Annotated in this window: 10 protein-coding genes; 1 reads left to right on the top strand and 9 read right to left on the bottom strand. The window is 39.0% G+C overall.

The window, feature by feature from the left end; all coding sequences use genetic code 11:
• Positions 1–248: 248 nt before the first annotated feature.
• From KHA88_RS09955 to KHA88_RS09935, 5 genes are all read right to left on the bottom strand, one after another.
• The gene (locus tag KHA88_RS09955) at positions 249–1,763 is read right to left on the bottom strand and encodes a malate:quinone oxidoreductase (RefSeq protein ID WP_213121822.1); all 1,515 of its coding nucleotides are present in this window, start codon (positions 1,761–1,763) and stop codon (positions 249–251) included.
• 239 nt (positions 1,764–2,002) lie between these two features.
• Positions 2,003–3,697, bottom strand: a complete 1,695-nt coding sequence (locus KHA88_RS09950) for a methyl-accepting chemotaxis protein (RefSeq protein ID WP_249313020.1) — start codon at positions 3,695–3,697, stop codon at positions 2,003–2,005.
• 210 nt (positions 3,698–3,907) lie between these two features.
• Complete coding sequence (locus KHA88_RS09945) at positions 3,908–5,083, bottom strand: sugar ABC transporter permease (protein ID WP_213098744.1); 1,176 nt, start codon at positions 5,081–5,083, stop codon at positions 3,908–3,910.
• A gap of 12 nt (positions 5,084–5,095) precedes the next feature.
• Positions 5,096–6,616 carry a sugar ABC transporter ATP-binding protein gene (locus tag KHA88_RS09940; protein ID WP_213098745.1) on the bottom strand — a complete coding sequence of 507 codons (1,521 nt, stop codon included), beginning with the start codon at positions 6,614–6,616 and terminating at the stop codon, positions 5,096–5,098.
• A gap of 94 nt (positions 6,617–6,710) precedes the next feature.
• Positions 6,711–7,850, bottom strand: a complete 1,140-nt coding sequence (locus tag KHA88_RS09935; protein WP_213098746.1) for a sugar ABC transporter substrate-binding protein — start codon at positions 7,848–7,850, stop codon at positions 6,711–6,713.
• Between the two features lie 417 nt (positions 7,851–8,267).
• Between KHA88_RS09935 and KHA88_RS09930 the strand changes: the two genes are divergently transcribed.
• The gene (locus KHA88_RS09930) at positions 8,268–9,401 is read left to right on the top strand and encodes an alpha-hydroxy-acid oxidizing protein (RefSeq protein ID WP_213107531.1); all 1,134 of its coding nucleotides are present in this window, start codon (positions 8,268–8,270) and stop codon (positions 9,399–9,401) included.
• Between the two features lie 210 nt (positions 9,402–9,611).
• On the opposite strand, the gene KHA88_RS09925 is transcribed toward KHA88_RS09930, so the two are convergent.
• The 4 genes from KHA88_RS09925 to KHA88_RS09910 all read right to left on the bottom strand — a co-directional run bounded on the left by KHA88_RS09925 (position 9,612) and on the right by KHA88_RS09910 (position 12,377).
• A complete protein-coding gene (locus KHA88_RS09925) occupies positions 9,612–9,857 on the bottom strand; it encodes a hypothetical protein (protein ID WP_213098748.1) in 246 nt (81 codons plus the stop codon).
• 242 nt (positions 9,858–10,099) lie between these two features.
• Positions 10,100–10,681, bottom strand: coding sequence for a DUF4256 domain-containing protein (locus KHA88_RS09920; RefSeq protein ID WP_213121821.1), 582 nt, complete (start codon positions 10,679–10,681; stop codon positions 10,100–10,102).
• A gap of 44 nt (positions 10,682–10,725) precedes the next feature.
• Complete coding sequence (locus KHA88_RS09915) at positions 10,726–11,109, bottom strand: VOC family protein (RefSeq protein WP_213121820.1); 384 nt, start codon at positions 11,107–11,109, stop codon at positions 10,726–10,728.
• Between the two features lie 191 nt (positions 11,110–11,300).
• Positions 11,301–12,377: a sugar ABC transporter substrate-binding protein gene (locus tag KHA88_RS09910; RefSeq protein ID WP_213121819.1), complete on the bottom strand. Its 1,077-nt coding sequence runs from the start codon at positions 12,375–12,377 to the stop codon at positions 11,301–11,303.
• Between the last annotated feature and the right edge of the window lie 24 nt (positions 12,378–12,401).

The raw sequence follows: 12,401 nt of genomic DNA, 5'->3' as shown, positions 1-12,401 counted from the left end.
AGGAGTCAGGAAGAAGAGGCTGTTCAGAAAGTCAGTAAAATCGACCTTCTGGACAGCCCCTTTTTTGTAGTAATTAAACAATTACTTTCTATAAAAGGAAGGAATTTCAACCATAGCCCCTGGTTCTACGGTTCACCGCGCCTACATTAGCATCCGATTTTTATCCAATGAAAAAAGGGCTTTCACAAGGTGGAAAGCCCCTTCAATAGAATAGTAGAATACTTAACTCCAAAAAATATCTAATTATGTTAACTCCCGCCTACTGCCTGTAACTGCGCTTTTTCACTAAGGCCAAGCGCCTTCGCTGTTGAAGCATGGATTTCTTGGAAAAGCTCTGGGTTTTCCGCTAGCGATAAGCCATAAGAAGGTATCATCTCTTTTATTTTTGGTTCCCACTCTCTCATATGTTGCGGGAAGCATTTTCCTAGTACCTCAAGCATGACGTGAACGGCAGTAGAAGCACCTGGAGAGGCGCCGAGCAATGCAGCGATTGAGCCATCAGAAGCAGTCACAACTTCCGTACCAAATTGGAGCGTTCCTTTGCCGCCCGCTTCCGTGTCTTTGATGACTTGCACACGTTGGCCTGCTACCACTACTTCCCAATCCTCGCTTTTAGCAGTCGGAATAAACTCGCGTAATTCGTCCATTCGCTTTTCATTCGATAACAACACTTGCTGGATTAAGTATTTTGTCAGAGATAACTCTTTTACACCTGCCGCCAACATTGTGAGGACATTATACGGTTTAACGGAACATATCAAATCAAAATTTGAACCCGTTTTTAAGAACTTTGGTGAGAAGCCGGCAAACGGTCCAAACAGCAATGATTTTTTGTTGTCAATATATCTTGTATCAAGATGCGGGACAGACATTGGAGGAGCACCAACCTTGGCTTTACCGTAAACTTTTCCATGGTGCTTTTCTACAACATCCTGATTGTTACACGCCAAAAACAGTCCGCTTACCGGGAAGCCGCCAATATGTTTAGACTCCGGAATACCAGTTTTTTGCAGTAACGGTAGACTCCCGCCGCCGGCTCCGATAAAGATAAATTTTGCAGTATGGAATTCGATTTTACCACTTTCGACATTCTGCACTTTCACTTCCCATAAGCCTTCGCTGGTACGTTTAATATCCTTTATATTATGCTTGTAGTTAACCCGGACATTTTGACTCTTTAGGTGTTCAATCAACATACGATTTAAAGCACCGAAATTAACATCGGTTCCCGAGTCAATTTTGGTGGCCGCAATCGGTTCATTCGTTGTACGTCCTTCCATAATCAACGGGATCCATTCCTTCAGTTGTTCAGGGTCATCGGAAAATTCCATTCCTTGGAACAGTGGGTTGGTTGACAGCGCCTCAAAACGTTTTTTCAAAAAGTTTGCATTCTCTTCCCCTTCTACTAAACTCATATGAGGGATTGGCATGATAAAGTCCTGCGGGTTGCTAATCAGATCGCTGTTTACAAGGTATGACCAAAACTGTCTTGAAAGCTGGAACTGTTCATTCACGTTTACAGCTTTGCTAATATCTATCGATCCGTCCGATTTTTGAGGTGTATAGTTAAGCTCGCACAGTGCAGCATGGCCCGTACCCGCATTATTCCATTCGTTGGAACTTTCTTCTCCCGGGTTTTCGAGCTTCTCAAACACGGTGATCTTCCAGTCAGGTACCAATTCCTTCAAGAGTGTCCCGAGCGTCGCACTCATGATACCGGCACCAATTAAGATAACGTCTGTTGTAGTTTGTCTGATACTCATTTCGATCTTCCTTACTAACCTAATATTTTAAAAAAGGGATGTGGGCATTTTTGCTTACCAAAAGGCGCCACTAATCACAGATCTTTTCTGAATGTTTATAACCTTATTAGTATAGTGTACCACTAAAAATTATAGATTAAAATATTTTCCATTAATTAATGGTTATTAATCTATCTCGAGGCATATGAATGGTGGGTCTTCTTTATCTTCTGTTGCAAAGCCTTCCTACTTTACTTTCCTTACAGAACAAATCGATTGACAAGGCGATTTAAGTTCTCTGCTAACTTAGCCAGATCATGGGAGTTATTCGCCACTTCTTCGATAGAACTGCTGATTTGCTCGGATGAAGCAGATGTTTCCTCCACTCCAGCAGCAGATTCTTCGGAGATTGACGCAATATCTGTTATGGACACGTCCATTTTTTTAGTACTTTGTGCGATATTTGAGATATTTTCGGAGACAATCTGAATGTTGTTCGTCATTTCTGTTAAAGCGAGACCGATTCCGTTAAAGGTTTCTTGTGTTGCTTCAATTTGGTTTGTTCCACGTGTAACTTCCTGATATCCGTCTTCAAGGGATTCCGCAACTAAAGTAGATTCGTTTTGGATACCATTAACGATGGTTGTTATATCTGATACAGAAGCAGATACTTGTACGGCTAGTTTTCGGACTTCATCTGCCACTACTGCAAAGCCTCTACCATGTGCCCCCGCTCTAGCCGCTTCAATCGCTGCGTTCAATGCTAGTAAATTCGTTTGGTCGGCAATCTCCCGGATCACCGAAACCAATTTGGATATCTTATTTGATTTTTCGTCTAACCCTCTTACCTTTTCAACTGCATCATTAACGATTTGATCAATTTTAGCCATTTGCTGACTCGAAGCCTGCATTAATTGACTACCTTCATTTGTCATATGCAGCACATTAGTAGAGGCCTGCTGTACACGTTCTCCATTGTCGTTAGCCTCTTCGACTGTGGCAGAGAAAGATACCATGATGGAAGCCAATTCGCTGGTACTTACAGCTTGAGTTTCCGTGCCGGTAGCCAATTCTTGCATGGTAGCAGATATTTGTAAGGAACCTGCATTAACCTCATTCGCCGATTGAGTCAACTCTTCACTTTGTCTAGAAATGGAGTGTGATACATAGTTGATTTCACCAATCAATTCACGTATATTTTTATTCATCTCATTTGTAGAGTTAACAAGCTGGGCGATTTCGTCTCTTGATTTCGTTATTAATGGCTCATGGCTGAGATTCCCACTTGAGATCAATTTCAATCGCTCCATTACCTTTTTAAGCGGGGTAGTAATGATAGTCGAAGTAATGAATGCTGCGGCTATACTAACAACGATGACTAATATAATTGCGATTAATGCTATGTACAATGTCATATTTCCATTGTTAATAATGCTGTTGCCTTGCTTTTGAATGAAGGCTTCCCTATCTGCGGCTATCATCTCAAAACCTTCCATAATATTACGAGCTTCTTTTGATGATATTGCAAGATTTAAAGTAGCCTGTTCTTTATTACCAGTTTCAAATTCATTAAATACGTCACTTTTAACATACTCTCTCCAATCGTCAGCTCGCTGTATGAGTTCCGTAAATTCAGCTGAAGCACCTAATTCTTTCACAACCTTTTCATAGTGCTGTGCTTTTTGTGTTTCGTCTTCAAATATATCTTTATTGTCATTATAGCCAAATACAACATAGCCACTAGCCAACCCTATACTGTTGGCCATTCTAACAGCCATTTGTTCTCCCGCAATCAATAATTGAAGATCTTTACTAACCATCCTATCTGTATCAGTATTAACGTTATTAACAGAAATAAAGATATATGCTCCAAAGGCTATGAACAAAAAGATCACAAGAGAAAAGCCAACTAATATTTTCATTTTTAAACTTTTAAAATTAAATAAATTTTTCAAGTGTTATTCCTCATTTCAACAAAATATATTCTTATTGAAACTGTCCCCTTTGAACCCGTCCCCGAATAAATGTTTCGAAAAATGAAAAAAATAAAAACAGAATGAGGCCTTGATTATGTTTTGATCATCCATCATCATCTGCACCCTCAATTAACTTAGAAAGAAATATGCCAACTATTTTCATAGCTGGCATTTATCAATACATGTTTTTTAAGCTCTCTGCTTACGAGTGAATACGTCAAAAATAACTGCTAGAGCCAACACACCACCACGGATGATATATTGAGGTGCAATTCCTACACCCATCAAGTTCATGCCGTTTGTTAAGGTTGCCATAACGAGTGCACCAATCACAGCTCCTGTTACTTTACCAACTCCACCCGCAGCGGAAACACCACCAACAAAAGCTGCTGCAATGGCATCAAGTTCGAATAAAGTACCTGCAGTCGTTGTTGCAGATTGTAACCGAGAGGTAAATAAAATACCTGATAATGCGGATAGCATCCCCATAGAACCAAATACGAGGAATGTAATTTTACTCACATTAATCCCGCTAAGATGTGCTGCCTCCGGGTTACTACCTACTGCATAAATATGTCGTCCTACCACCGTTTTTGTTGTAATAAAATGATAGACGATCACAACAAAAAGCATAATGACAACTGTCCATGATAATCCATTGTAACTACCTAAAATCCATGTAATATATCCAATAATTGCTGATACAAAAATTAACTGCAGAATAAAAATTTGTTTAGAGACAACTTCAAAATTGTATTTTATTTTATTTCTTCGATTATTTATCGTGCTGTAAATGTAGAATACAATCGCTAGTGCTCCAACAAGCAATGTTAATAGATGCACACCATTAATGACCGCAAGCGATGGAATATATCCGTTGCCGATCGCATTAAATGTATCATTATTAATGATGATTGTTCCTGTCTTTTCTGTTGCTAAAAGAATGGCCCCTCTATAAATCAACCATCCTGCAAGTGTCGCAACGAAGGCGGGAATTCCTATTTTTGCTACTAGAAAACCGGTAATCGATCCAGCAAATAGTCCAAGGATTAATATAATTGGGATGACGATATAGACCGGTAATCCTACATGCATCAGTAGTATTGCTGCAATCGCTCCAAGAAATCCAGCTAAGAAACCGATAGATAAGTCAATATGCCTAATAACAATAACGAGCATGACGCCCACTGCTAAAACGGCAATATACCCAGCGGAATCTAGTAAATTACTGATATTTCTTGAAGACATAAATAGACCGTCTGTTAGTACTGAAAAGGTCACCATAATAACGATTAAAGCAATGTACATACCATAATCACGAATATTATCTTTAATTAAATGCTTCGCTTCATTCAATAGTTTCATAAAATTAACCTCCTATTGCGTAGCAAGCTGCATGATTTTTTCTTGATCAGCTTCCTCAGATGACAACTCACCTTTGATTTCTCCTTCAGCCATCACATAGATGCGGTCGCTCATTCCAAGGACCTCGCCGAGTTCTGAAGAAATCATAATAATACTCATACCTTGTTCGATTAATTCATTCATAACGGAATAAATTTCAAACTTAGCACCAACGTCGATTCCTCGCGTTGGTTCATCTAAAATAAGTAATTTGGGACCGACAAATAGCCATTTACCTAATGATACTTTTTGTTGGTTGCCCCCACTCAAATTTCCAACGAGCTGTTGTAATGATGATGCTTTCACACCTAATGAACTTTTATAGTGATCAGCAATTTTGATTTCTTCATTTTGATTAATGATTCCATTCGAAGAGATTCCCTTCAGGTTGGAAGCGGTGATATTGTTCTTGATATCCTGTAATAAAAACAACCCGTCCCCTTTACGGTCTTCAGTAACATACGCTATCCCTGCTTTAATGGCCTGACTCGTATGTTTAAAGTTGGCAGGACGACCGTCCACGAATAAATCACCTTGGATCTTATACGACTTTGAGTTACCAAAAATACTGAGAGCAAGTTCTGTTCGACCAGAGCCCATTAATCCTGCGATCCCGACGATTTCACCTTTTCTCACATGTAAATCGATACCTTTAGAGACGTTGCGTCCTAATTGCGGATCAAAGGCAGTCCAGTTATTTAACTCGAGAATTTTATCGCCAAAAGCTTTTTTCTCTCTTTTTGGGTAAATATCCTCAATTTCTCGGCCCACCATATTTTTTATAATCTCTTTTTCATTAATTTCTCCCTTTGAGGCGTCAAGCGTGCAGATCGTTTCTCCATCTCGGATAACGGTTGCCTTATCGGCGATGGAAATAACTTCTTTCAACTTATGGGAGATCATAATGCAAGTAATGCCTTGCTTCTTTAATTCAAGCAATAATTGTAATAAATTCTCACTGTCATCTTCATTAAGCGCTGCAGTCGGTTCATCTAAAATAAGTAATTTTACATCTTTACTTAACGCTTTCGCAATTTCAACGAGCTGCTGTTTACCTACGCCTAAATCTTTTATTAACGTTTCTGGATTGACTTTCAGATTCACCTTTTCAAGCAGTTGTTTAGATTCAACAATCGTTTGATTAAAATCAAGTACCCCGCTATGGTTCACTTCATTGCCAATAAATATATTTTCATAAACAGGGAGATCTGGAAATAAGGCAAGCTCTTGATAAATAATGACGATCCCCGTTTCAACACTGTCATTGATTTTATTGAATTGTTGAACTTTACCATTAAAAACGATGTCCCCCTCATATGAACCATATGGGTAAACACCGCTAAGTACTTTCATAAGTGTAGACTTACCGGCTCCATTTTCACCAACTAGAAAGTGAATCTCACCTTTTTTTACTTTGAAATTAACATTACTGAGCGCTTTGACTCCTGTAAACTCCTTAGTAATCTGTTTCATTTCCAGAATATATTCGCTCATGTTTTTCCTCCTTAACAAAACAACTATTACAAGGAAATAGTGATAGATATTGATCTATCACTATTTTTATAACCCCATCTAGTTATTTATGATTTTAAAGTCCCTTGAATTCACTCTCTTCATAGTAACCGGAGTCAATGAGTTCACTCTTCACATTCTCTTGCTCAATAACGATAACATCTGTTTGCTTTGCTGGTACCTCGATACTTCCATTATCATAAGAACCCGTTGTTTCAGGTTTTTTGCCATCAAGAATGTCAACAGCCATTCCCATCGCATCAGCAACAAGTGTACGAACATCTTTAAATACTGTCATAGATTGCTTGCCATCAATAATGTATTGGATGGAAGCTTTTTCAGCGTCTTGACCTGTGATGACATATTTTGAAACATCAGGGTCAGTTCCAAATACATCCGCAATCGCACGGGATGTACCATCATTTGGAGCAAGAACCGCAACTTCGCCTTTTAACTCTTTGCTTGCAGCTGTTAGATGCGTTTGAGCTTTATTTTTCGCTTCATTTGCATCCCAGTTTGTTGTTACTTGTCCAAGCACTTTACCTAATTCATCACGTGAAAGTTCTGCTTTATCTTTTAAAGCTTCTGCTGCACTTGAGTTTGCGATCACAAAAGTTCCGTCTGCAATTTTCGGTTGTAAAACTTTCCATGCACCTTCAAAGAATAAGAAGGCATTATTGTCAGAAGCTGCTCCAGCATATAGATATAACGGAATGTCTTTCCCATCAGCAGCATGATCAATTAAGTATTGTCCTTGTGCTTCACCTACAGCCACACTGTCAAATGTTACATAATAATCGATTCCTTTTGTATCCGTAATGAGACGATCATAGGCAATAACAGTAACACCATCTTTTTTGGCTGCTTCTACTGCAGCGCCGGCTGCTGGCCCATCATGTGGTGCAATAATTAAAACATCAATACCTTTATTAAGAAGTGTTTCTACGTTTTCTTTTTCTTTAGCAGATGAACCTTGGCTGAACAAGATTTCTGTTGTGTACTCAGAATCTTTTAACGCATCATGAAAGCGTGTTTCGTCTTGTACCCATCTTGGTTCGTCTTTAGTAGGTAAAACAATTCCTACGTTTACCTTGCCTTTAGATTTTTTCCCGCTCTTATTTCCATCTCCGCCTGCAGCGTCATTACTACAGCCAACTACAAGAACTGCCATTAGCATAGCAACGACTAAAGCAGATATAAACTTAAACTTTTTCATATTGAAACCCCTTTCGTTTCTATGTTTTTTTATTTCTATTTAACTATATCAACTGGACAAGTCCATAAAAACGCTTTCTTATAGTAATATTTTAGTATCATCTGGTTTTTTTTAATATTTATCTAGAAAAGTGTAAGCGCCTTGCTCAGGCGCTTCAATCAACGGTGTTAAAAAATTAGCATCGACCCTTTATAACCAAAGATAACCGCTGTGTACACTTGGTTATCCACTTTAGCTAATGGGTATCAAAGTAACTGAAAAAGTGGTCTTGTACTTTTGTAAAATGGGGTGAAATTACGAATAAATAATTTGCCCAAACTTTTTCGGATTAAAACAAACAAAAAGGATAAAGCTATTACCTGATAAAACTTACTTAAACTTAGGGTGATATATTTGAAAGACTGCGAAAAAATACAAATGGGATACTATGAAAGCGTGGATAGCGGAGCCACACTATTGCCCGTTTCTTTTACGGAGTGGGAAAAAAGGGCAAAAGAGAAATTAGCGGCCGGTCCTTTCGGTTATGTATACGGGGCTGCTGGTGCTGGTGACACGATGAAGGCAAATGAAGAGGCCTTTAGACAATATCGAATTCGCCCCAGGGTTTGTCAGGATATTTCAAAACGAGACTTAGAAATTTCATTATTTGGAAAAAAATATCCTGTTCCTTTTTTGTTCGCACCAATTGGAGTAAATTCAATTGTTCATTCCGATGCGGAAGTTGCCCCTGCTAAAGCGGCAGCCTCATTAGGAATTCCGTACACTTTAAGTAACGTGTCTACTACTCCCATGGAAAAAATTGCAGAGGTAATGGGTGATTCCCCTAGGTGGTTTCAACTTTATCCACCAATCAATAAAGAGTTAACGAAAAGCTTTTTAAAAAGAGCGGAAGAGGCGGGGTTTTCCGCCATTGTTGTGACCATTGATTCAACTCTTTTAGGGTGGCGAGAAACAGACCTAAGAAACGCATTCCTTCCTTTTTTAACCGGGCAAGGTATGGGGAATTACTTCACCGATCCTGTTTTTCTCTCTATGCTTGACGAACCCCCAGAAAACAATTTAAAGGCCGCTTGCAAAAAAGCCTTAGATGAAGGAAATAATGTAAGTTTCTCTTGGAAAGACCTTGAATTTATTAAAAAGGAAACTAATTTACCGGTTCTATTAAAGGGTCTTACCCATCCAGCTGATGCTCTTTTAGCAATAGAGCACGGAGTGGACGGGATTATCGTATCAAACCATGGGGGGCGACAGTTGGATGGGGCGATCGGAACATTAGAAGCCCTCCCATCTGTTTGTGAAGCAGTTGAACATAAGGTTCCGGTACTAATGGACAGCGGGATCCGCCGTGGGGCCGATATTATCAAAGCATTAGCATTAGGGGCATCAGCTGTATTAATCGGTAGACCTTATATTTATGGGCTTACCGTGGCAGGAGAAACGGGAGTCAAATCCGTTGCAGAAAATTTCATTGCAGAAACCGAACTGCAAATGGCGATATGTGGAAAGAAATCGATTTCTGAAATTGACCAATCACTTGTAATAAAGATTTAATCTTTCACAAGAAAAAAACAATTTGTTCGATATAGAGATGTAAATAAACTTAGCCTTGATTTAAAGTTTCTTTGGCTAAGTCTTTTTACATTTATCATGAAACTGTGAAAAAGTAACGTTCTTAATCGGTCTAGTTTTTTCCAGTCCTTAATTTGTCCCTTATTAGCTTCACTAAACTGTTAGATATTTAAGAGCCACTCATTTGACCAGCTATTCTTCTTGAACGAACTTCACCTCATCATATCCACAATTATTACAGTACATTAAATGAGGACAAATTTGATCTTTCGCTGTATTGGGATAGCCATCACCCATTTTTACAGTTTCTTCATCATTATAATGGCCGTAAGGGTCTAAAAAATCGGATACCTTACCCGAGTCTTCTAATCGAGAACTACATTCTGAACAATACATTTCTAATTCTTTAAATGAGTTACATATAGGGCACATAGCCATCAGTATCACTCCTTTTTGCTTTCTAACTAGTATTCATTTCTTTAGTTGGTTTATGTAACAGATAAAAGGATTATTGATGCTGAATTTATGTCAAATCCGTCTGTTGGGTCAAATAAGCTCCACTAAACAAAAAGGAATTCTTATTAAGCTCACGAGGAAACTGAAAAAGACACAATTCCTTGTACAAGAATTGCGTCCGATAATTGAAGGAGGATAGTAAAATTTAGATGCTTGTGCAAAATTTAGACCTTTAGCAAGCCACGAAAACCCCTGGCAGCATAGTAGGATTCTGCTCCATTATGGTACACAAAGACAGTGTCGTAGCGACGATCACAAAAGATGGCGCCGCCTAGTTCTCTTATCTCAGAGGGCGTTAGCACCCAACTCGACGTTTTCATATCGAAATTTTCAAGTTTCTGCAAGGCTCGGTACTGTTCTTCTGTTAATAGTTCAATGCCCATATCAGTTGCCATATCAATAGCGTTATTTTCTGGTTTATGTTTTTTCCTTGACTCCAGCGCTTCACGGTCGTAACAAAGACTTCTGCGGCCTTTAGGACTTTCCGCTGAACAATCATAAAAAATGTATTCGTCCTTCTCTTTATCATGCCCAACAACATCCGGTTCACCGCCGGTTTTTTCCATTTCATTGAGCGACCATAGTTTTTCAGTATTGGCTTCCAGCTTTGCTTGAATTTTATCCCATTCAAAACCTTCATGGCGGTGCATGTTTTTTTCAAACCGAGCTTTCAATGCTCTAAATAATTCTTCACGTTGTTCTAGTGACAATTGCTTTGTATTGCTGATTTCATTTGTCTTTGTCATGTTTTGTCCTCCTTATTGTTTTTTAGGACCGGGTTAAGATAAAGTTACTTCTGCGCTATCTGAATAAGATTGCCGCATGTATCGTCGAAGACAGCGATTGTGACTGCTCCCATTTCTGTCGGCTCCATAGTAAATGTCACGCCTTGTTTCAATAACCTTTCGTACTCTTTGTGAATATCCTCAACACCAAACATTGTTACTGGTATGCCTTCTTCAAATAGCTTCTTTTGATACTCTTTGGCAGCTGGATGGTTATTCGGTTCGAGCAAAAGTTCGGTACCGTCTTGATCATCGGGAGAAACAAGTGTAATCCACCTAAATTCTCCGGCGGGAACGTCGTGCTTTTTTACAAAGCCCAGCGTTTCTGAATAAAACTGTAGTGCCTTGTCTTGATCTTGTACGAATATACTGGTAACAATGATTTTCATATTGTTTTTACCTCCCTTTAATATTTGCGATGTAGGTGCCAGGCCGTAAGCACGTTCGTAGAAGTCCTGTTCCTATAATGCCATATTTACTGAACAATATAAAACATACTCCGTGAATTTGTCACTTTTTGTTCCCTTATCTACGGATTTTACAAGCCCCGCATCTCAAAATGGATTTTTTCCTTAAACGATTATTTTTCTTTTCTCCTATATACTTCGTCCCATGTATGAAATCCATCTGCAATAATCGTTTCATCAATGTTTTTTGGGTCGACAGCAATGGGAGAAAGAAGTATGGATGGCACCTCTGATTTTCCATTGTTAATCATTCTTTCTACCTTTACTTCTTCCCCTTTAGCAAGCTTTACTGCAAGTTCAGCCGCTTGGTCGGCTAGTTCCTTTAATGGTTTATATACCGTCATCGTTTGCGTGTCTTCAACGATTCGTTGTGCTGCAGCTAGGTCAGCATCCTGCCCGGCAACAGGTATTTTCCCTGCGAGCCCCCGTTCGTCTAACGCTTGAATCACTTTGCCCGCAGTTGCATCATTTGCGGAAATTACAGCATCCACTTCATTATTGTTTGCCCTTAAAGCCTCTTGCATATTAGCAAAAGCATATTCAGGGTACCAGTCCTTTGTCCATTGGTCATAAACAATGGTAATGTCACCCTTATCAATGAGCGGTTGAAGTATGTTAAAGACACCTTTTTTTAATAAATGGGCATTATAATCTGTTTCAGGACCACCGATATACACATACTTTCCTTTCGGGACTAATTTCGTGATCGCCTTTGCCTGAAGTTCACCCACCATTTCATTGTCGTAAGAAACATACAAATCAATTTCGGAATTTCGAACTAATCGATCATAAGAAAGTACTTTTATCCCCGCTGCGTGGGCCTTTTTGACAATCATGGCTGTTGACTCTGCGTTATGAGGGACGATGACCAATATATCAATACCTTTATTAATTAGATTTTCCGCTTGTATGATTTGTAATGCATCATCACCCTTTGATGCCAAAATTTCGACCTCAGCACCTAATGCTTCTACTGCTTCCTTAAATAGTTCTCGATCCCTTAACCATCTTTCCTCAGCTAACGTATCCATGGAAAAGCCAATGATGATTTTATCATCTGTTTCTTTATGGCTTTCACTCGTTTCTTTATTTGAAAAGGAATCTTGATCTATTGGAGCGTTGTTTTGCTGGCAGGCCGTGACAACAAGCAAAAACAATAGGATATGAATCTTCAATAAGGTCTGTTTCATTCATTTCACACCTTTTCTTTCTTG

It is taken from the genome of Lederbergia citrea, assembly GCF_018343525.1.
Classification (GTDB): domain Bacteria; phylum Bacillota; class Bacilli; order Bacillales; family Bacillaceae_C; genus Lederbergia; species Lederbergia citrea.
The sequence above is the reverse complement of the archived record's forward strand: the minus strand, read 5'-3'. Positions and strand labels throughout refer to the sequence as shown.

Excerpts from the sequence above, each read along its gene's own strand:
- KHA88_RS09930 (WP_213107531.1), top strand. The coding sequence starts at position 8,268 with ATGGGATACTATGAAAGCGTGGATAGCGGAGCCACACTATTGCCCGTT.
- KHA88_RS09940 (WP_213098745.1), bottom strand. The coding sequence starts at position 6,616 with ATGAGCGAATATATTCTGGAAATGAAACAGATTACTAAGGAGTTTACA.
- KHA88_RS09915 (WP_213121820.1), bottom strand. The coding sequence starts at position 11,109 with ATGAAAATCATTGTTACCAGTATATTCGTACAAGATCAAGACAAGGCA.
- KHA88_RS09910 (WP_213121819.1), bottom strand. The coding sequence starts at position 12,377 with ATGAAACAGACCTTATTGAAGATTCATATCCTATTGTTTTTGCTTGTT.
- KHA88_RS09920 (WP_213121821.1), bottom strand. The coding sequence starts at position 10,681 with ATGACAAAGACAAATGAAATCAGCAATACAAAGCAATTGTCACTAGAA.
- KHA88_RS09925 (WP_213098748.1), bottom strand. The coding sequence starts at position 9,857 with ATGGCTATGTGCCCTATATGTAACTCATTTAAAGAATTAGAAATGTAT.
- KHA88_RS09945 (WP_213098744.1), bottom strand. The coding sequence starts at position 5,083 with ATGAAACTATTGAATGAAGCGAAGCATTTAATTAAAGATAATATTCGT.
- KHA88_RS09935 (WP_213098746.1), bottom strand. The coding sequence starts at position 7,850 with ATGAAAAAGTTTAAGTTTATATCTGCTTTAGTCGTTGCTATGCTAATG.
- KHA88_RS09955 (WP_213121822.1), bottom strand. The coding sequence starts at position 1,763 with ATGAGTATCAGACAAACTACAACAGACGTTATCTTAATTGGTGCCGGT.